This window comes from Tenacibaculum skagerrakense, from assembly GCF_004345825.1.
GTDB classification, from domain to species: Bacteria; Bacteroidota; Bacteroidia; order Flavobacteriales; family Flavobacteriaceae; genus Polaribacter; species Polaribacter skagerrakensis.
This window is the reverse complement of the sequence record NZ_SLXM01000002.1, coordinates 176,029-194,668: the sequence shown is the minus strand read 5'-3', so window position 1 is coordinate 194,668 and position 18,640 is coordinate 176,029. Positions and strand designations below refer to the sequence as shown.

General features: G+C 30.6%; 21 protein-coding genes. 9 read left to right on the top strand and 12 right to left on the bottom strand.

The window, feature by feature from the left end; genetic code table 11:
* Positions 1 to 30: 30 nt before the first annotated feature.
* From EV195_RS05205 to EV195_RS05175, 7 genes are all read left to right on the top strand, one after another.
* Positions 31 to 3,486 carry a VIT domain-containing protein gene (locus tag EV195_RS05205; protein WP_132793658.1) on the top strand — a complete coding sequence of 1,152 codons (3,456 nt, stop codon included), beginning with the start codon at positions 31 to 33 and terminating at the stop codon, positions 3,484 to 3,486.
* 43 nt (positions 3,487 to 3,529) lie between these two features.
* A complete protein-coding gene (locus EV195_RS05200) occupies positions 3,530 to 3,961 on the top strand; it encodes an outer membrane insertion C- signal (RefSeq protein WP_132793656.1) in 432 nt (143 codons plus the stop codon).
* A gap of 99 nt (positions 3,962 to 4,060) precedes the next feature.
* On the top strand, positions 4,061 to 4,639 hold the full coding sequence (locus EV195_RS05195; protein ID WP_132793654.1) for a non-canonical purine NTP diphosphatase: 579 nt from the start codon (positions 4,061 to 4,063) through the stop codon (positions 4,637 to 4,639).
* A gap of 24 nt (positions 4,640 to 4,663) precedes the next feature.
* Complete coding sequence (locus tag EV195_RS05190) at positions 4,664 to 5,695, top strand: FecCD family ABC transporter permease (RefSeq protein ID WP_132793652.1); 1,032 nt, start codon at positions 4,664 to 4,666, stop codon at positions 5,693 to 5,695.
* A gap of 12 nt (positions 5,696 to 5,707) precedes the next feature.
* Complete coding sequence (locus EV195_RS05185) at positions 5,708 to 6,508, top strand: ABC transporter ATP-binding protein (RefSeq protein WP_132793650.1); 801 nt, start codon at positions 5,708 to 5,710, stop codon at positions 6,506 to 6,508.
* Positions 6,509 to 6,574: 66 nt separating this feature from the next.
* Complete coding sequence (locus tag EV195_RS05180; RefSeq protein WP_132793648.1) at positions 6,575 to 7,615, top strand: M28 family metallopeptidase; 1,041 nt, start codon at positions 6,575 to 6,577, stop codon at positions 7,613 to 7,615.
* A gap of 73 nt (positions 7,616 to 7,688) precedes the next feature.
* The gene (locus EV195_RS05175; protein ID WP_132793646.1) at positions 7,689 to 8,051 is read left to right on the top strand and encodes a DUF1304 domain-containing protein; all 363 of its coding nucleotides are present in this window, start codon (positions 7,689 to 7,691) and stop codon (positions 8,049 to 8,051) included.
* A 44-nt stretch (positions 8,052 to 8,095) separates the two neighbouring features.
* Here the strand turns inward: EV195_RS05175 and EV195_RS05170 are convergent, their stop codons facing one another.
* Together EV195_RS05170 and holA are read right to left on the bottom strand one after the other, a co-directional pair.
* A complete protein-coding gene (locus EV195_RS05170) occupies positions 8,096 to 8,548 on the bottom strand; it encodes a DUF1569 domain-containing protein (RefSeq protein ID WP_132793644.1) in 453 nt (150 codons plus the stop codon).
* Between the two features lie 26 nt (positions 8,549 to 8,574).
* On the bottom strand, positions 8,575 to 9,576 hold the full coding sequence (holA, locus tag EV195_RS05165; protein WP_132793642.1) for a DNA polymerase III subunit delta: 1,002 nt from the start codon (positions 9,574 to 9,576) through the stop codon (positions 8,575 to 8,577).
* A gap of 43 nt (positions 9,577 to 9,619) precedes the next feature.
* On the opposite strand from holA, the gene EV195_RS05160 reads away from it, so the two are divergent.
* Both EV195_RS05160 and EV195_RS05155 read left to right on the top strand, forming a co-directional pair.
* Positions 9,620 to 10,066: a type I restriction enzyme HsdR N-terminal domain-containing protein gene (locus tag EV195_RS05160; protein ID WP_132793640.1), complete on the top strand. Its 447-nt coding sequence runs from the start codon at positions 9,620 to 9,622 to the stop codon at positions 10,064 to 10,066.
* Between the two features lie 47 nt (positions 10,067 to 10,113).
* Complete coding sequence (locus EV195_RS05155) at positions 10,114 to 11,112, top strand: glycosyltransferase family 2 protein (protein WP_132793638.1); 999 nt, start codon at positions 10,114 to 10,116, stop codon at positions 11,110 to 11,112.
* Positions 11,113 to 11,235: 123 nt separating this feature from the next.
* On the opposite strand, the gene EV195_RS05150 is transcribed toward EV195_RS05155, so the two are convergent.
* The 10 genes from EV195_RS05150 to EV195_RS05105 form a co-directional block, all read right to left on the bottom strand.
* Complete coding sequence (locus EV195_RS05150) at positions 11,236 to 11,694, bottom strand: GyrI-like domain-containing protein (RefSeq protein ID WP_132793637.1); 459 nt, start codon at positions 11,692 to 11,694, stop codon at positions 11,236 to 11,238.
* A gap of 39 nt (positions 11,695 to 11,733) precedes the next feature.
* On the bottom strand, positions 11,734 to 12,456 hold the full coding sequence (locus tag EV195_RS05145; RefSeq protein ID WP_132793635.1) for a helix-turn-helix transcriptional regulator: 723 nt from the start codon (positions 12,454 to 12,456) through the stop codon (positions 11,734 to 11,736).
* On the bottom strand, positions 12,449 to 13,147 hold the full coding sequence (locus tag EV195_RS05140; RefSeq protein WP_132793633.1) for a ceramidase domain-containing protein: 699 nt from the start codon (positions 13,145 to 13,147) through the stop codon (positions 12,449 to 12,451). Before EV195_RS05140 ends, EV195_RS05145 begins: the two co-directional genes overlap by 8 nt.
* Positions 13,137 to 13,757, bottom strand: a complete 621-nt coding sequence (locus tag EV195_RS05135; protein WP_132793631.1) for an L-threonylcarbamoyladenylate synthase — start codon at positions 13,755 to 13,757, stop codon at positions 13,137 to 13,139. Before EV195_RS05135 ends, EV195_RS05140 begins: the two co-directional genes overlap by 11 nt.
* 75 nt (positions 13,758 to 13,832) lie before the next feature.
* A complete protein-coding gene (locus EV195_RS05130; RefSeq protein WP_132793629.1) occupies positions 13,833 to 14,534 on the bottom strand; it encodes a response regulator transcription factor in 702 nt (233 codons plus the stop codon).
* Between the two features lie 18 nt (positions 14,535 to 14,552).
* Positions 14,553 to 16,085 carry a sensor histidine kinase gene (locus tag EV195_RS05125; RefSeq protein WP_317128210.1) on the bottom strand — a complete coding sequence of 511 codons (1,533 nt, stop codon included), beginning with the start codon at positions 16,083 to 16,085 and terminating at the stop codon, positions 14,553 to 14,555.
* A gap of 151 nt (positions 16,086 to 16,236) precedes the next feature.
* The gene (coaE, locus tag EV195_RS05120) at positions 16,237 to 16,824 is read right to left on the bottom strand and encodes a dephospho-CoA kinase (protein WP_132793625.1); all 588 of its coding nucleotides are present in this window, start codon (positions 16,822 to 16,824) and stop codon (positions 16,237 to 16,239) included.
* An 11-nt stretch (positions 16,825 to 16,835) separates the two neighbouring features.
* Complete coding sequence (locus EV195_RS05115; protein WP_132793623.1) at positions 16,836 to 17,768, bottom strand: CdaR family protein; 933 nt, start codon at positions 17,766 to 17,768, stop codon at positions 16,836 to 16,838.
* 76 nt (positions 17,769 to 17,844) lie between these two features.
* Complete coding sequence (yajC, locus tag EV195_RS05110) at positions 17,845 to 18,153, bottom strand: preprotein translocase subunit YajC (RefSeq protein ID WP_132793621.1); 309 nt, start codon at positions 18,151 to 18,153, stop codon at positions 17,845 to 17,847.
* Positions 18,153 to 18,617, bottom strand: a complete 465-nt coding sequence (locus EV195_RS05105; protein ID WP_132793619.1) for a DUF1573 domain-containing protein — start codon at positions 18,615 to 18,617, stop codon at positions 18,153 to 18,155. Before EV195_RS05105 ends, yajC begins: the two co-directional genes overlap by 1 nt.
* Positions 18,618 to 18,640: the final 23 nt, after the last annotated feature.

Sequence of the window (18,640 nt, the reverse complement as noted above, 5' to 3'; positions counted from 1 at the left end):
AGTTTTACATAAAACTTAAAAACATTTGTTATGAAAAAAATACTACTCATTATTTTTCTGCCTTTTAATTTCTATATGTTCTCTCAAAGTATTCCTAAAATCAGTATAGAAGATGACAAAGATTTAAAATTATCAGGTTTAAAAATAAATGTCAATATCACTGGTAATTCTGCTACTACCACATACGACATGATTTTTTATAATGATCATAATCGAACATTAGAAGGTGAATTAGCATTTCCACTTGGACAAGGACAATCGGTTTATAAACTTGCTATGGACTTAAATGGATCACTTCGAGAAGCTGTAATTGTTGAAAAAGAATTAGCTCGTGTTGCTTATGAAACAACTGTAAGACAAAAAATTGACCCTGTACTTTTAGAAAAAACAGTAGGAAATAATTATAAAGCAAGAGTTTATCCTATTTTTCCTAAGAGCTATAAAAGAGTTGTTTTAACCTACGAAGAAAAACTCTATTATTTAGACAGTAATTTAATTTATGAATTGCCTTTAGGTATTACAGATAAAATCGATAACTTTTCACTTAATTTTTTAATAACAGATAGTAATTTCACTCCTAATATTACATGTAAATCCATTTCAAAATTTAATATTAATGTAATTGAAGGAGCAACACATATTTCAACAACTCAACAAAATTTCACTCCTAAAAATCCTGTAAAACTAAGTTTATCTGGAAAAAGTAACACGAACATCACGTTTTCTTATAACGACTACTTCTACAGTAATCTTGCCTTAAAAAGCGAAATCAGAACAAAAAAGAAACCAAAAAGAATTAGTGTTCTTTGGGATGTATCTTACTCAATGCAACATAAAAACATAGCTTCTGAACTCCTTCTTTTAAAGAACTACATAAAATATTTAGATCAAGTAGAAGTAGAACTAATCACTTTTAATAGTTCAGTTGAAAGAAAAGAGCTATTTAAAATACAAGATGGAAATTCTGAAAAGCTAGAAAATGTAATATCGTCACTTACATATGACGGCGGAACAAATATAAAGACACTGGAAGAAGTGAAATTAGCAGCCAAAGAAGTTCTTCTATTTTCAGATGGATTGGCAAATTTAGGTTCTATTAATAAACTGAATCAAAAAACAATTTATACTATTAATTCTTTAACATCAGCCAATCATTTCTCATTGAATAATATGGCTACTAAAAATGGAGGTATTTATATTAACCTTAGAAAAACTTCAGATTCAAAAGCTTTGGATTTGTTGAAACAAGAAAGATTACAATTCTTAGGATACAAGGCTAATGATCAAATTAATGAAGTTTACCCAAAAGGGCCAGTTAATATTTCTAACGACTTTATAATAAGTGGGAGATTTAATTCAGCTGCTAAAATTGATTTGTTATTTGGATTTCAAGGAAAAGTAACCAAAACTGTTCAGGTTGATTTAAAAAATGCAAAAACATCTAAACAAACAAAACGATTATGGGCAAAGGAAAAGTTGAGCCATCTAAACATTCAAAAAGAAAATAATAAAGAACAAATCATTGCTTTAGCAAAACAATATCATTTAATTACGGACTACACTTCTATGTTAATCTTAGACAGAATTGAAGATTATGTGCGCTATAAAATTGATCCTCCAAAGGAATTAAGGCCTGAGTACAAAGAACTTTTAGCTGAACGATTACGAAATGAAAAAGTTGAAAAGCAAGATGTTTTAGATAGAAAAGAAGAAATTTTGGAAGATTATGAAGATATAATTGACTGGTATAACACTAGCTTTACTCACAAAAAGAAAAAAAATAAAAATACGAGAGAGGAAGTAACCAACAGAATTACTCGAAGAGAAACAAATACTGAGAGAACAAATACAAGAACCTCTACAAATAATAACACAACAAATACTCAAAATACGAATTCAAATACGCAAACCACCACAATAGAAAACACGACTAACTCAAATATTGATTATTCTCAAAGAGTTGTTTCGGGTACAATAAGTGATGAATCTGGTCCATTGCCTGGTGTTAGCGTCCTTGTAAAAGGAACTACACAAGGAACAGAAACTGACTTTGATGGTAGATACACTATCAATGCAAAATCTGGTGATATTCTTATTTATTCTTTTGTTGGATTAAGAACTCAAGAAAAAACAGTTGGTTCGTCTAACAACATTAATGCACAACTGGAAGGTGACAACCTACTTGAAGAAGTTGTAGTTGTTGCATATGGCACAACTACTCGAAGAAGTGTAACAAGTACCTCAGTATCTCAAACCCTAGTTGGAGATGTTGCTGGAGTTACTGTTCAAAATACTGATTCTAATAAAAGTCAAATTACAATAAGAGGTATAAGTAGTGTTTCTAACAGTCAACCATTATATATCTTGGATGGCAAAGTAGTTAATCATAATCCGACCAAAAAATTAAATAGCTCTGAAATTCACAATATTCAAGTTTTAAAACCAGCAGATGGAACAAAATTATATGGCAGTAGAGGAAATAATGGCGTTGTAATTGTTACTTCAAAAAAAGGAATTGATACAAATCAAAAGGAAATTGAACAACTAGAAAAGTTAATTGAAGAAAAAGTAGAACTTAAAGCTTGGGATGTAAATTCACCGTATTTAGATATTTTAAAGAATGAAAAAACAATCACAAAAGCTTATGAAAAATACCTCGAAATAAGAGACTCTTATTCTAATAGCCCAATGTTTTTTGTTGATGTTGCCGACTTTTTCGATCGTCAAGGAACAAGAAAATTAGCGATTAGAGTTTTAACAAACTTAATTGAAATTGATTTAGATAACTACGAATTAATTAAAGTATTAGCCTATAAACTAGAACATTTAAAGCAATATAACTTAGCCAGTAAAATGTATGAAAAAGTTTTGGAATTAAGACCTGAAGAACCACAGTCATACAGAGATTTAGCACTAGCTTACGAAATGGCTGGAGAGTACCAAAAGAGTTTTAATCTATTCTATAAAATTTATAACGGAGAGTTATTAAGTAAAGATATTGATGAACGCTTTTATGGTATTGAATCAATAGCTTTTGTAGAATTAACAAGATTAGTGAACAAATATGGAGACAAACTAAAATTAGGAAAGTATCAAAAAAAGTTTTTTAAATCATTGCCGGTTGACATTAGAATTGTTGTTGACTGGAATCATAATGATACTGATATTGATTTATGGGTTATCGATCCGAACGGTGAAAAAGCTTATTACCAAAACCATGAAACAAAAATTGGAGGTAGACTCTCTATAGACATGAAAGAAGGATACGGACCCGAAGAATTCATGCTTAAGAAAGCTATTAAAGGAAATTATAAAATCATGATTGATTACTTTGCTGATAATATTCAAAAAATATCAGGACCTACAATTTTGAAGTTAAATATTTACACGAACTACGGCAGAAAAAACGAACAAAGAGAAACGTTGATTGTTAAACTAGATAAGCAGGAGGATTATATAGAAGCGGGTAGTTTAATCTTCAAATAATATTTTATTCCTATATTTGAATTACAACGTTAAATTTAAAATTATGAAAAAACTTATCTTATCTGTTATGTTCATGGGGTTATTCTCATTAACAACAAGTGCACAAGAAATTGGTATCCGTTTTGGAGATGTTACTGGAGGAAAAGTTGCTATTGATGCTGTTTTCTCAGCAGGAAAATACAGCAGACTTCACGCTGATGTTTCTTTTGGTGACGGTGTAGGTGTTGATTTATTATGGGATTTTATCTACAGACCTCTTGGAGATGATGGATTGATGTGGTATTTAGGAGTTGGTCCTAATGCCTACTTAAGTGATCCATTTGCGCTTGGAGTAGTAGGAGAAATTGGTCTTGAATACCGATTTAAAAAAGCTCCTATTGTTATTGGTGCAGACTGGAGACCAAACTTCATACTTGTTGAAACTACGGACTTCGTAGCTGATAGTTTCGGACTTAACGTTAGATATGTATTCTAAGGAATTATAAAAATATAAACTACTACTAAAAAGATGTACTTCGGTACATCTTTTTGTTTTATAAAACAATACACTACTTTTGTGGCTTTACAATTAAACATGAAACTAGTTTTTGCTACAAACAACCTCAATAAACTTAAAGAAGTTCAACAAATGCTTCCTGAAGCCATAGAACTATTATCTCTAAAGGATATTGGTTGCGATGAAGACATTGAAGAAACAGCCACTACTTTACAGGGAAATGCTCAAATTAAGGCAAATCATATAACAAAAAATTACAACTACAATTGTTTTGCTGATGATACTGGCTTAGAAGTGGAAGCTTTACAAGGTGAGCCAGGAGTGTATTCTGCACGTTATGCGGGAGAACCTGCCAATGCAGAAAACAACATGCAAAAACTACTTCAAAACTTACAAAACACATCAACTAGAAATGCCCAATTCCGCACCTCTATTTGTTTAAATATTGACGAAAAACAGTTTTTCTTTGATGGAATTTGTAAAGGTCAAATCTTAACAGAAAAAAAAGGCGAAAAAGGTTTTGGCTACGATCCTATTTTTCAACCTGAAGGATATAACAAATCATTTGCAGAAATGAGTTCTGAAGATAAAAACAACATTAGTCATAGAGGTTTAGCTATAAAAAAACTCGTCGATTTTTTAAAAACATACTCATAAACGCAACTCTTTGTAAATTTAAAAATGGACAAGCAAACAGCCTACACTAAACAATTTATACTTCTTGGAATCATTTTGATTGTAACAAGTATGTTTAATATTAGTATTGGTTCTATTGATATTCCATTAACAGATATTTTTAAAACTTTTATAGGACAAGTTCCAACAAAGTCTAGTTGGGAAACCATTATTATCGATTATAGATTACCAAAAACTATTACCGCAATATTAGTTGGATCTGGACTTTCAATTAGTGGTTTGCTAATGCAAACTTTATTTAGAAATCCACTTGCTGGTCCATTTGTATTGGGTATTTCTTCAGGAGCTAGTTTGGGAGTTGCCGTGTTTTTATTAAGCACTAGTTTTTTAGGCGGAATGTTTAGCTTTTCTGCTTTTCTGAATTGGGGATTACCTTTTGCATCAAGTATAGGAGCATTTATCGTTTTATTGGCTGTAATTATTGCTGCCAATAAAGTTCGAAATACAATGTCTATCTTAATTATAGGTTTAATGTTTGGCTCGCTAGCTTCTGCATTAATTAGTGTTCTTTCTTACTTTAGTGATGCCGAACAGATAAAACAGTTTGTCTTCTGGGGATTTGGAAGCTTAGGAAATTTAACTTGGAATGAAATATTAATTTTTCTTGGAATTTTTATAATCGCTATTCTCGGAATTCTTATTTCTATAAAACCTTTAAATAGCTTTTTACTGGGAGAAAATTATGCAAAAAGCTTAGGTATCAACACTAGAAAAAGTAGAAACATTATTTTAATAATTACCAGTTTATTAACCGGTGTTATTACTGCTTTTTGTGGCCCAATAGCATTTATTGGTTTAGCGGTTCCGCATATTACTAAGTTGATCTTTAAAACGTCTAATCATAAAATACTAATTCCTGCAGTTGCTTTATTTGGCGGAATCATTTTATTACTCTGTGATAGCATAGCACAGTTACCTAATAGTGAATTTACATTGCCCATTAATGCAATAACTTCTTTATTTGGAGCTCCCGTAGTTATCTGGTTATTAGTAAGAAAAAAGAAAATTTATATCTAAGTCGAAAGAGCAATGACTGAACAGAACACGCAACATATTGTTTTACAAACTCGAAATCTTTCGATTGGATATTCCTCTAAGAAATCAGAAAAGGTACTACTTGAATCTATTGACTTAGACATTAAAAAAGGGGAATTTATTGCGCTTTTAGGAAAAAACGGAGCAGGTAAATCAACTTTACTTAGAACCTTGAGTAAAGTTCAGAATAAATTAGCTGGAGAAATTACCATCAATCAAAAAAAACTAAATACGTACTCACAACACGAGCTTGCTAAAGTGATGAGTGTAGTGCTTACAGAGCGTCTCCCAGAAAGTCAGTTAACTGTTTTTGAAATTGTAGCACTTGGAAGACAACCTTATACCAATTGGCTAGACAAATTGTCTAGAGAAGATATTAAAAAAGTACTTCACGCACTTGAACTAACAAATGTAGCTCATTTAAAAGATCAACCTTTTTATAAATTGAGTGATGGGCAATTGCAGCGTGTACTTATTGCAAGAGCTTTAGCTCAAGACACTGAAATTATACTACTAGACGAACCAACTGCACATTTAGATATTCATCATACTTATAAAGTCTTTTCTTTATTACAAGAACTGGTAAAAACCACTCAAAAAACCATCCTTATTTCTACTCATGAAGTAAATCTCGCACTAAAACTAGCAGATTCTTTTGTGTTAATAGCTAACGAGAAAACTTATAGTGGAAATGCCAGTGAGCTAATGGAGAAAAATGCTTTTTCTTCTTTATTTCCAGAAGAACTGATTAGTTTTAACAAAAATTTACAACAGTTCGTCATCAACAAAAATTAAATTTGAGACTGCAAAAGATTTAACTACTTTTGAACATACATTAATTAGCTTAACAAACGAATTTAAATGAAAAAAATAATTTTAGCTTCTTTGGCATTTACTGCTATTGCTTGTAGTACCAGCCAAACAGCCACCAAAAACACTACTGCTAGTAAAAAAAGAGATAACAACCCAACAACTTACGCAGAAACCATTACAGCAAAAGACTTAGGAAAGCATTTATTTGTTTATGCTTCTGATGAATTTGAAGGTCGTAATACTGGTGAAGCTGGACAAAAAAAAGCGGTTAACTACTTAAAGGATTTTTACATCAATGAAGGAATTGCTTCTCCTTTAGGTGGCAGCGATTATTTCCAAAAAGTACCTTCTTCTTATTTAAGTAACAATAGAAGAGGAATGAAGTTAAACGACTCAGAAAACGTAGTTGCTTTTATCAAAGGAACTGAAAAACCTGATGAAATAGTAGTGATTTCAGCACATTTAGATCACGAAGGTGTTAAAAATGGGGAAGTATATAACGGAGCTGACGATGATGGTTCTGGTACGGTTGCCCTTTTAGAAATTGCACAAGCTTTTAAAAAGGCGGCTAATGACGGAAACGGGCCAAAACGTTCTATCTTATTTTTACATGTAACAGGTGAAGAAAAAGGATTATTAGGATCAAAATATTATACTGAAAATCCAATATTCCCATTAGCAAACACAGTTACTGATTTAAACATCGATATGATTGGAAGAATAGATGCACGTCATAAAGGAAATCCTAATTATGTATACTTAATTGGTTCGGATAAATTAAGTACTGAATTACATCAACTTTCTGAAAATGTAAACAAAAAGTACATGAACATCGACTTAGATTATAAGTACAATGATGAAAATGACCCAAATCGTTTTTATTACCGTTCAGATCATTACAACTTTGCTAAGCATAACATTCCTATTATTTTTTACTTTAACGGAACGCACGCAGATTACCACAGACCTACTGATACTCCTGATAAAATTAATTATGAATTATTAGAGAACAGAACACGTTTAGTATTCTATACAGCATGGGAAGTTGCTAATAGAGAAAACCGTATTGTAGTTGACAAAGCCAACTAAATAATTATAAACTTATATTTAAAACTCGCTTAATTGCGAGTTTTTTTTATTTTTAAGGTAAACTAATCAACTTATGGAACTACTTATAAAAGTACTTATCGGAATCATCGCTATATTTCACTTATATATTTTATGGTTTGAAATGTTTGCATGGGAAACTAGAGGAAGAAAGGTTTTTAGACATTTTCCTGCCGATTTATTTCCAAAAACTAAAACATTAGCTGCAAATCAAGGTTTGTATAATGGCTTTTTAGCTGCAGGATTAATTTGGACTTTTTTTATCGAGAATACAGAATGGAAAGCTAATGTTGCGCTATTTTTCTTAGGTTGTGTTGCAGTAGCAGGAATTTATGGAGCTATAACTGCCAGCAAGAAAATATTTTTTGTGCAAGGTTTACCTGCAATCATAGCCTTCTTGTTAATTTTATTAAACTAAAAATCCTTAAATCTTGTAATTAAACATCATAAGTTTAAAACTACTTACACACCAAACTGAGACAAATGATGGTCTAAATGTTTATAAAACAAATTATTCCATTCTTGTTTTGTGAGCTTTCCTAAAGAATATGACTCTTTACCATCAAAATATGATTCTCCTAGCTCTTGTGTTTTTATGATGTAATCGATTAATTTTTTCTTTTCAAACTCAAAATCTTTTTCATCAGTAATTAAAAACTGAGGTGCAGTCCTACTATTTTTTGGATAAGGCTTTTCTGAAACAACTTGATTTTTAGCTAACATTTTTATAACAAACTTCATAAAACCATTAGGTCTTGGATGCTTATCTGTATACACACCTTCGTAGGAAACAGAACAATGTGCCATCATTTGTGCTACATTCATTTTTCCCCATAGAGGTTGTGTTTCCGTAGAAAGACGTTCAATTCTTTTAATAACCTCATCTGTAACTTCTTTGGTAAAAATGTTTTTCATACTTATGAATTTTATACTATTCTAATTTAATGTAGTATTCTAAAAATCAACTCTTTTAAAATATCTGCTTGAGATTGATTTGCACCTACTCCTTTACTTTTTACGTCAGCATCTCTTAAAATTCCAATGATTTGGGAAACTTTTCTCATAGGATAATTTCTTGCAGCACTTACATAATCATCTACAAAATAGGGATTAATACCTAATGCTCTGGCAACAGAAGCTTTCGATTTATCTTTCAGTCCATGATACATCAATAATTGTGTAAAGAAACTATTTAGCAACGAAATTGTCATTACCAACGGATTATTCTTAGGATTTTGACTGAAATAATTGATAATTCTATTTGACTTTACTACATCTTTATTTCCAACTGCCTTACGCAACTCGAAATTATTGAAGTCTTTTGAAATTCCTATATTTTCTTCAATATGATTCGGAGAGATAATTGTTCCTTCTGATAAGACAGAAGTTAACTTATCAAGTTCGTTGCTAATTTTACTCAAATCTGTACCCAAAAACTCCACTAACATTAAACTTGCTTTTGGTTCAATAGAAAACTTTTTCCCTCTTAAAACTTTAACAATCCAATCGCCAACCTGATTGTCATATAATTTCTTGCTTTCGTAAATCAAACCATTTTTGGCGATGGCTTTGTATACTTTTTTACGCTTATCAAGTTTTTTATACTTGTAATTAAATACTAAAACAGTGGACGGTTGTGGATTATCAGCGTAACTTTCTAGTTTATCAATTGATCTGCTTAAATCCTGTGCTTCTTTTACAATGATAACTTGATGCTCTGCCATCATTGGAAATCTTTTTGCAGAGGAAATAATTTCATCAACAGACACATCTCTTCCGTACATCACAATTTGGTTAAACCCTTTTTCTGATTCATCCAACACAGAGTTTTCAATAAAATCAGAAATCTTATCAATGTAATAAGGCTCTTCACCCATTAAAAAATAGATAGGTTTTAAGTTTCCTTGCTTAATATCATCAACAATTAGCTTAACGTCGTTCATTAATTTTTAAGAAGTGTATTTAAAAGATTATTACTTTTGAATGATGGAAAAACTGAATTTACCTTCATATCCTTTGAAAATCAAAAATAGCGAAAAACACTATCTAATTTTTGATGAAATACGAAAAAAATATATTGTGCTTACTCCTGAAGAATGGGTTCGACAACATTATATTCATTTTTTATTAAAAGAAAAACAGTATCCAATTTCATTAATAGCTGTAGAAAAACAGTTTACCATAAATAACTTAAAAAAACGTAGTGATATATTGGTTTTTAACTCTAATGGAACACCTGATATTATTGTAGAATGTAAAGCTCCCTCTGTAAAAATAACACAAGATACTTTTGATCAAATTGCTCGTTATAACTTAAAGTTAAATGCTAACTATTTAATTGTTACTAATGGCCTAGAACATTATCACTGTAAGTTAGATTCTTTAAACGAAACTTATATTTTTTTAGAAGAAATTCCAGGCTATAAAATTTAATACTTCTTTACATTTTAAAGTCATATTAATAGCGTAAGTTTGCCAACTTGAAAACAGCAGTTGTCATATTAAATTGGAATGGTAAGCAATTACTAGAACAGTTTCTCCCTTCAATAGTAAACTTTAGTGAAGGTGTTGCTGATATTTATGTTGCTGATAATGCTTCTACTGATGATTCTATAAATTTCATTAAAAGCAACTTCCCTTCTGTAAAAATCGTTGTTAATTCGAAAAATGGCGGATATGCTAAAGGATATAATGACGCTTTAGAATTTATTGAAGCAGATATTTATTGTCTTATTAACTCAGACATAGAGGTTACAGCAAATTGGCTTCCTCCTATTATTGATGTTTTTCAAAAAGAAGCTAATACTGCTATTATTCAACCTAAATTATTGGATTTTAAAAACAAAGAAAAGTTTGAATATGCTGGTGCTGCTGGTGGATTTGTAGATTACTTTGGATATCCTTATTGTAGAGGACGAGTTTTTAATAATTTAGAAGATGATAACGGGCAGTTTAACGACACTACAGATATTTTTTGGGCTTCTGGTGCTTGTTTTTTTATAAGAAGTAGTGTATTTCATAAGTTAGGTGGTTTTGATGAGGATTATTTTGCGCACCAAGAAGAAATTGATTTGTGTTGGAGAGCTCAAAACGAAGGTTTTAATATTAAATATGTAGGAACATCTACAGTATATCATGTTGGCGGAGCTACTTTACAAGAATCAAATCCTAGAAAAACATTTTTAAACTTTAGAAATAGTTTACTAACAATTTTAAAAAATGTGCCATGCAAACACTTAGCGCAAGTAATTTTAGTACGTTTAATTTTAGACGGAGTTGCTGGCTTAAAATTTGTATTGGAGCTCCGCCCAATTCATACTTGGTCGGTTTTAAAAGCGCACTTAAGCTTTTATAAAAACCTTAGAAGGTTTATCAAAAAAAGAAGACAAATTCAACGAAAATCCGACTATAGTATTCATACTTCAGTAGTATGGCAACATTTTATATTAGCAAGAACAAAATTTAAAGACTTACAATAAAAAATAGTTATTAAACGTCATTCCGAACAAAGTGAAGGAATCTCTACAAACTTTTGAATTGTTAAATTTGAGATTACTTCAAAACTAAGTTTTTTCGTAATGACGTTAGTTAATTTCCTTCTTTTACTTTACTGATATATAAATTGGTACTTTCGTGTTTTCTGAAGGGAGAACATTTTCAGGATATATTTCAAAATCAGCTTCATATTTACGATTCAAATCTGTTTGCCAAATTTCCATCCATTTATTGTAAACAATATTATCGTTAAGCTTTCCCTCTGCAATAAATTCTTCATATGAATTAGCTGAAATTTTCAAGGCACACATATTTTCAGGAACCTCGCTCAAAGAATATGTTTTACAACCAATAATCATGTCGTAGGCGCCTGTATAATCACTTTCATAGTTTGTATAAATCGCATAGACATCTTCACTCTCTTTATTCGGAATTTTTTCAATAATATTCTGAGACATAAATTGTTCCCATAGCGCAGGAATATCTTTAGCAGCCTGCATTTCTTGATTTGTAGTTCTGATTTTAATTCCAATTACATTGAAAGACTTCATCTGTGTTGTTTTCATTATAGTTTATTTTAATTACAACACAAAACTAAAAGGTAACTATGCCATAGGTTTGTCAGGGGTGGTTGACAAATTTTTGAGACACTGTTCAAAATATTCTTGCAGCGTCATGTTATGAGGTGAAAATTTCTCATGAAGTAAAGAAATGCTATCAATATGATCTAAGCGAAAAACTCTAAAGCTTTCTCTTAATCTGCAATAAGCTACTAATAACCAGTTCTCATTTGTACTATATAACGCAAAAGGTTCTATTATTCGTTTTGTAAAATTTCCTTCAATAGAATTATAATGAATTTGCGCTAACTGAAAATTGGTAATTGCCGATTGAATTTTAGCCAAATTTGTACTTGTAGTTTCGTTTTCTGGATTATACCTAAAGCCAATTCTTTCAGATAATAAATCAATCTTTTCTTTTTGTGATGCCTTAAAAACCGATTTTAGCTTGGTAATAGCACTTTGATAGTTTTCAACTAAGGATTTATCTTTATTCTTATTGATTAGATGCTCTGCTGTTATAAGGGCATTAGCCTCTTCTTCAGAAAACATTACAGGAGGCAAATGATATCCTTCCATTAAAGAATAACCTTTTCCTTCTTCAGTAAAAACTGGAACACCAGAAACTTCTAGAGTTCGAATGTCACGATATATAGTTCTTACACTGACTTTATATTTTGCTGCTAATTCGGTAGCTGTTACTATTTTCTTAGATTGCAAATAAGTTAAAATAGCTGTTAATCTTGATATTCTAGGCTTGCTATTCATTTCCTTTGATTTCTCTATCCTTATAAATATAATTTAACAAGAAAAAAACAGCTATACCTCCAAATGTATGCCACAACCAGTGTGTTCCCATTGGCAAAATCGGGTTTAAGTCTCCTTTTACAACTAAATTATCTAATGTTCTGAAAGTAATTGCTACAGCAAACACTAAAAAGCCTTTTAAAATATATGTTGCATTCTTCCATTGTGTTTTATAAGCATACCAAACAAAAGGCCCTACAACTGTTAATGCAGTAATAAAATACCCAAATGAAATACGATACGTACTTGGAATTGGAAGTTTTCTCGTTACAATAGAGAGTGCTAATATTCCGAAAAAAAGTAACATTCTTTTCCACCATTTTCTTTCAATCTTACCTATAAAATATACGATTCCCCCTAAGCAAACAATCATTATTGGTAACCAATCTAACACTAACCAAAATTCGTGACTTCTAGTACCATGAAACATTGTACCTCCAATCCAACTAATAAATATTACTGGAATTGCGAAAAGAAAAAATGGGTGTTGCTTAGGGTTCTTATATATTTTTCTTCCAAAATAGATAAGAATTATAATGAAAATTAAGTTACTAAACGTATTAAAAGGCTCTACTGGTAGTCTTCCTTCAAGAGTCTCATGATAAATAGGACCGCTATCGTTTGGAAATTTAAAAAACGAATTATATAACATCTAAACTTCCTTTTCCTTCTCTTACTATCTCTGGCTCATCTTCTGTTAAGTCAATTACTGTTGAAGGTTGGTTATCTCCGTATCCTCCATCTATAACAACATCTACAATATTTTGCCACTTCTCGAAAATAAGTTCCGGATCTGTTGTGTATTCAATTACTTCATCCTCATCACGTATAGAAGTTGAAACAATAGGATTTCCTAAACGTTCAACAATTGTTCTGGCTATATTATTATCTGGAATTCGAATCCCAACCGTTTTTCTTTTTTTAAAAGCTTTTGGCAAATTGGTACTTCCTGGTAAAATAAATGTGTAAGGACCTGGTAAAGCTCTTTTTAAAATTTTATAAACAGGAGTATCCACTTGTTTTACGTAATCAGACAAATGACTCAAATCGTTACAAACAAATGAAAAATTGGCCTTTTCTAGCTTTATCCCTTTAATTTTAGCAATTCTTTCTAAAGCTTTTGTATTTGTAATATCACATCCTAACCCATAGACCGTATCGGTTGGATAAATTACCAAACCTCCAGATTGTAACACTTTTACAACCTTGTCTATTTCCTTAGGGTTTGGATTTTCATTATATAACTTTATAAACTGTGCCATTTAATTCTACTTGGAATGTATAAAAATAAAAAACTTCCAACAATTAAGTTGGAAGTTTATAGTATTTTCAAGTAGTTATGCTTCGTTGTCGATTAGTCTAAAACCTTCTCCGTGAATATTTAAAATTTCAACTGACTCATCTGATTTTAGATATTTTCTTAGTTTGGCTATATAAACATCCATACTTCTAGAGGTGAAATAATTATCATCTCTCCAAATTTTAGTTAACGCCAATTCTCTAGGCATTAAATCGTTTTTATGGATTGCTAACATTCTTAATAATTTACTTTCTTTTGGAGATAATTTTTGGGGCTCGTCTCCGTTGAAAGAAAGGTGTCTTAATTTAGAATTAAACGCAAACTTTCCAATTGTAAACTCAAACTGGTCATCATCTTTAGATTTCTCTGTTTCTTTACGCTGTAAGATTGCTTTTATTTTATGCAACAACACTTCTGAGTCAAAAGGTTTGTTTAAATAATCATCAGCTCCCACTTGATAACCTTTTAACACATCTTCTTTTAACGTTTTTGCTGTTAAGAAAATAATTGGCACTTCTTTGTTTGTTGATCTGATATCTTCAGCCAAAGAAAAGCCATCTTTTCTAGGCATCATCACATCTAATATACAAAGATCATACTCTGAATTCTTAAACATGATTAAACCTTCAATACCGTCTTTAGCATGCGTTACATTGTAATCATTTAATGCTAAATAATCTTTTAAGACTGTTCCAAAATTTGGATCATCTTCTACTAATAGAATTTTTCTTGTTCCCATTTTATGTACCCTTCAAATTTATATTAATGGTAATTTTACTGTAAACGTACTTCCTTTCCCTTTTTCACTTTCTACATAAACGGTTCCGTGATGATTGTCTACAATTTCCTTCACATATGCCAAACCTAAACCATGACCTTTAACATTGTGAATATTTCCTTTATGTTCACGATAAAATTTATCGAAAACATATTTTTGAGCATTTTTACTCATTCCTATTCCTTCATCTTTTACTTTAAAAATGAAGTATTTATTTGTGCTTTCTGTAAACACATTTATTTTTGGTGCTTCATCTGAATATTTTATCGCATTCTCTAAAATATTTACTACTACATTTGTTAGATGAAACTTATTTCCTAGAACTTCTGATGCTATCGCGTTAAACTGAAAATCTATTGTTCCTTTTTTATCAGAAACTAATAAACTTACATGATCCATAGCTTCTTCTATTATGTCGTGAGCCTCTACTGCTTCTTTACTAATATCAATCTGATTTTTTTCTAGTTTAGAGATTCTTAAAACATTTTCAACCTGCCCATGCATCCTTTTATTCTCATCTCTTATCATTTGAACATAGCGTTTTACTTTCTCTTCATCTCCAATAATCTTAGGGTTTTTTATGGCATCTAGTGCTAAATTAATAGTAGCAATAGGTGTCTTAAACTCATGAGTCATATTATTGATAAAATCAGTTTTTATCTCAGATATTTTCTTTTGACGTATTAACTGATACAAAGAGGTAGAAAAAGCTGCAATAATTATTCCAATAAACAGTAAAGAAAGCATTAGTGCTTTTATCATGCCCGACAACAAACTCTTTTTCTCATCTGGAAACGAAACGTATAATTTATAGTTACTATTCCCATTATCATCTTCAAATAAAGGATAGAAGTAATTATTACTTTCATCTATTTTAAAATACCCAGACTTAATTGGTGTAGCTAAACCTCCTTCATATACACCAAACTTGAATTTCTGACGAATGTTCATTTTCGCCAATTCGTCTTTTAAAGTATTATTTAACTCTCGACTACTAATTCTTTTATGTATTGGTGTAAACTTTTTATTCTGACTAAATAAATACTCAAATTGTTCCTTCTCCCAACTTGGATAAGTCATATACCTAGAAAATTTATTTTCATCTGTATAGGTTTTATACTTATTATCTTCGGATCCATAAGTCTTTGTAAATAAAAAATCTTCTTTCCCCGTAAAGCGCTTAAAGATTACGGTATCATTCCCAACAAAATCTACTGGTATCTTGAAATTTTCCTCTAAAATTGTTGCTCCAAAAGTGAATTTTTGTTTACTAACGGTATCTATTTGTTGAAATAAATAATTTTTTAATTCAGCATTAGTCCTGGCTTTGTTATTTTCAAAGAACGATCTATGTTTATCTCTAAACTCATCATACTCTCTTTGCTTAATTCGTTCAGAAGTTTTAGCAAGAGCTATGGTTACATTTGTTTCAAATTCTAATTGTTTACTTTTAACTGCGTTTTTAACCCAATACAACTGAACCGCAATAATTCCGATCAGCGAAATACTCATTAAAATCACAATAAGAATAAAAATTCTCTTTCCCATTATTCAAATGTACTTTATTAAGCCAAGGCTTAAAATTCTTTTAACTTAGATTAACAAAGATAATGTGTTTTTAAGAAAAATTTAAGATTTGTGTTAAAATATCTATAACCGAAGACTAAGATTCTGTTAATTTATTGTGAATATTTTTTATTTGTTCGTTAACAACAGTAATATTCAGATTATGAACTAGATAATGAGATTGAATTGTTTTTTTTTCGTCTGTCCATTGATTTTTTATCCTGTTTTTTACTTCTTCATAGCTAACATTATCTCTTTTCATAACTCTATCGATTCGTAACTCTTCAGGAGCGGTAACTGTGATTATTTTATCACATAATTTATTACTTCCATTTTCAAAAAGAATAGCATTTTCGTACAAAATATAATCTTTGTCTTTATGCGTTTTTAGAAAATCTTGTAAATGTTGATGTACCACAGGATGAACAATTGAGTTTAGTGTTTTTAACTTTTCTTTATCTGAAAAAACAATACCTGCCAAAAAAGGTCGATTCAAGAGTCCTTCACTATTATAAACTTCTTCTGAAAATTCCTCGATTAAACGTTCTTTAATTTGCTTAGAGGTATTCATTAACTTTTTCGCTTCATCATCCGCAAAATACACCACAACATTATCAAATGCTGCTAGCATTTTAGCTACTGTAGTTTTACCACTTCCTATTCCTCCTGTCAATCCTACTAACATATTGTCCTCTCTTATTTTTGAATCAAGAAATCTATTTTTTGTGGAGTTATCCTAACTGAAGAAACAAGATTTGATTTTTTCTTAAATTTTGGAACTAAGTAAGCCAATCCTTTTTCAACAGAAGATTGATAATCGCATACTATTTCAAACGATTCTTCCGTAATTTTACTATAATTTTTCAAACCTACTTTATAGGTAACAGTTACCTTTTTAGGATATACTTTTAAATCTACATCAGAAGGTATATTTATAATATTAATGGGTAATTCAAAGGTTCCTTCTGTGTATTTATCTGTAAAAATTTCTGCTGCTACATTGCTGTTACTTAACTTGATGTTTGCATACTCTTCCGGAAGGTTTAAATCAACAGTAATTTTAACATCTTCTGAAACATCTTCAAGTTCAACACTTTTAGTAGCAACACTTGAAACTGCATTAATCTCTTCCTCAGGACCAGAAATTAACACACTATCTGGTTTAACAATAACATCAGACAAACCATAACCAGGTTTAAATCTTATTGCATTGGTAAATTTAACAGGTACACTTTTAGTTCGATAGGTACCCAAATTCAAATGAATCGTGTCGTCTACAACCTCAAGTAACTCTAACCCAGATTTAAGTTGATTTTGTAGCTCAGTCTTTTGATCATCCGTTAACAAATAATACTTCCATTTGTTCCTTTTGTATTTATCAAGAGACAATGTAACCTTCTTACTAAATATGTTTGTAGAAAAGAGCTTAAAGCCATTTCCTTTAATTAATAGTTTTATTTGATTTGTTGGAGCCTCTCTAAAAACTTTTTCCTGAGGTAAGTTTTCATATTCAACATCAAAAACTATTTCAGTTTTGTACTCTTTTGACAGATTAATTAAAAACCACATCAAAAAAGAAGCTGCTAAAAAACTAAGAAAAATTTTAGGTATGTTTTTTATAGTGTCCAAAGAATATTTTTTTATGCAATCTACTTAAAAACAAAAAAGTGAGCAAAAGCTCACTTTAACTATTTTTAAATACCGTTTATTTTTCGGTTTGTTTTTGAGTAAGTTCCATTGAAATAGCAGCTCTCTCAAATTTAATTTTTCCTGCTCCTGTTTCAATAACAACGGTATTATTGTTATCGTTGATCTCGGCTATTCTTCCATGAATTCCGCTTGTTGTAACAACCTTAGCTCCTTTTTTAATTTCAGATCTAAATTGTTTTTCTTTTTTCTGACGAGCCATTTGTGGTCTTATCATAAAAAAGTACAACACTCCTAGCATTGCTACAAAAGGAAGCATTTGCATTAAACCACTTGTATCTGCTTGTAATAAAATCATGTAAGACATTAAGCTTTATTTTTTGGAGTTACCATTCCTGTTACCTTAACTTGCTCCTGACCTTTAGAAGTATTCGTTGTTAACGTAACTGTTTTACTTTGTTTATTAGGCTTTCCTGCCGTGTTAAACTTTACTTGAATCTCAGCAGTATCTCCTGGTTTAATAGGATCTTTTGGCCAAGTTGGCACAGTACAACCACAAGTTGCCTTAGCATCTGTTATTACTAAATCAGATTTACCAGTATTGGTAACCTTAAAAGAAGTTTCTACTACAAAACCTTCTTCAACAGTTCCGAAATCGAACACTTCTTTATCGAAAGCTATTTCTGGTGCTCCTTGGCTAATTTCTTTATCTCTTTGATTCGCTTGTGTAACGTTTTCTTGTTTAACTTTTGCAGCCGCATTTCCACTATTACATGAAACAACTGAACTAAAAGAAACAGCCAACGCTAAAATTCCAATTATTTTTTTCATTATTATTTGGTTTTTAACTTCAA

Excerpts from the sequence above, each read along its gene's own strand:
- EV195_RS05205 (WP_132793658.1), top strand. The coding sequence starts at position 31 with ATGAAAAAAATACTACTCATTATTTTTCTGCCTTTTAATTTCTATATG.
- EV195_RS05200 (WP_132793656.1), top strand. The coding sequence starts at position 3,530 with ATGAAAAAACTTATCTTATCTGTTATGTTCATGGGGTTATTCTCATTA.
- EV195_RS05195 (WP_132793654.1), top strand. The coding sequence starts at position 4,061 with ATGAAACTAGTTTTTGCTACAAACAACCTCAATAAACTTAAAGAAGTT.
- EV195_RS05190 (WP_132793652.1), top strand. The coding sequence starts at position 4,664 with ATGGACAAGCAAACAGCCTACACTAAACAATTTATACTTCTTGGAATC.
- EV195_RS05185 (WP_132793650.1), top strand. The coding sequence starts at position 5,708 with ATGACTGAACAGAACACGCAACATATTGTTTTACAAACTCGAAATCTT.
- EV195_RS05180 (WP_132793648.1), top strand. The coding sequence starts at position 6,575 with ATGAAAAAAATAATTTTAGCTTCTTTGGCATTTACTGCTATTGCTTGT.
- EV195_RS05175 (WP_132793646.1), top strand. The coding sequence starts at position 7,689 with ATGGAACTACTTATAAAAGTACTTATCGGAATCATCGCTATATTTCAC.
- EV195_RS05170 (WP_132793644.1), bottom strand. The coding sequence starts at position 8,548 with ATGAAAAACATTTTTACCAAAGAAGTTACAGATGAGGTTATTAAAAGA.
- holA (WP_132793642.1), bottom strand. The coding sequence starts at position 9,576 with ATGAACGACGTTAAGCTAATTGTTGATGATATTAAGCAAGGAAACTTA.
- EV195_RS05160 (WP_132793640.1), top strand. The coding sequence starts at position 9,620 with ATGGAAAAACTGAATTTACCTTCATATCCTTTGAAAATCAAAAATAGC.
- EV195_RS05150 (WP_132793637.1), bottom strand. The coding sequence starts at position 11,694 with ATGAAAACAACACAGATGAAGTCTTTCAATGTAATTGGAATTAAAATC.
- EV195_RS05145 (WP_132793635.1), bottom strand. The coding sequence starts at position 12,456 with ATGAATAGCAAGCCTAGAATATCAAGATTAACAGCTATTTTAACTTAT.
- EV195_RS05140 (WP_132793633.1), bottom strand. The coding sequence starts at position 13,147 with ATGTTATATAATTCGTTTTTTAAATTTCCAAACGATAGCGGTCCTATT.
- EV195_RS05135 (WP_132793631.1), bottom strand. The coding sequence starts at position 13,757 with ATGGCACAGTTTATAAAGTTATATAATGAAAATCCAAACCCTAAGGAA.
- EV195_RS05130 (WP_132793629.1), bottom strand. The coding sequence starts at position 14,534 with ATGGGAACAAGAAAAATTCTATTAGTAGAAGATGATCCAAATTTTGGA.
- EV195_RS05125 (WP_317128210.1), bottom strand. The coding sequence starts at position 16,085 with ATGAGTATTTCGCTGATCGGAATTATTGCGGTTCAGTTGTATTGGGTT.
- coaE (WP_132793625.1), bottom strand. The coding sequence starts at position 16,824 with ATGTTAGTAGGATTGACAGGAGGAATAGGAAGTGGTAAAACTACAGTA.
- yajC (WP_132793621.1), bottom strand. The coding sequence starts at position 18,153 with ATGTCTTACATGATTTTATTACAAGCAGATACAAGTGGTTTAATGCAA.
- EV195_RS05105 (WP_132793619.1), bottom strand. The coding sequence starts at position 18,617 with ATGAAAAAAATAATTGGAATTTTAGCGTTGGCTGTTTCTTTTAGTTCA.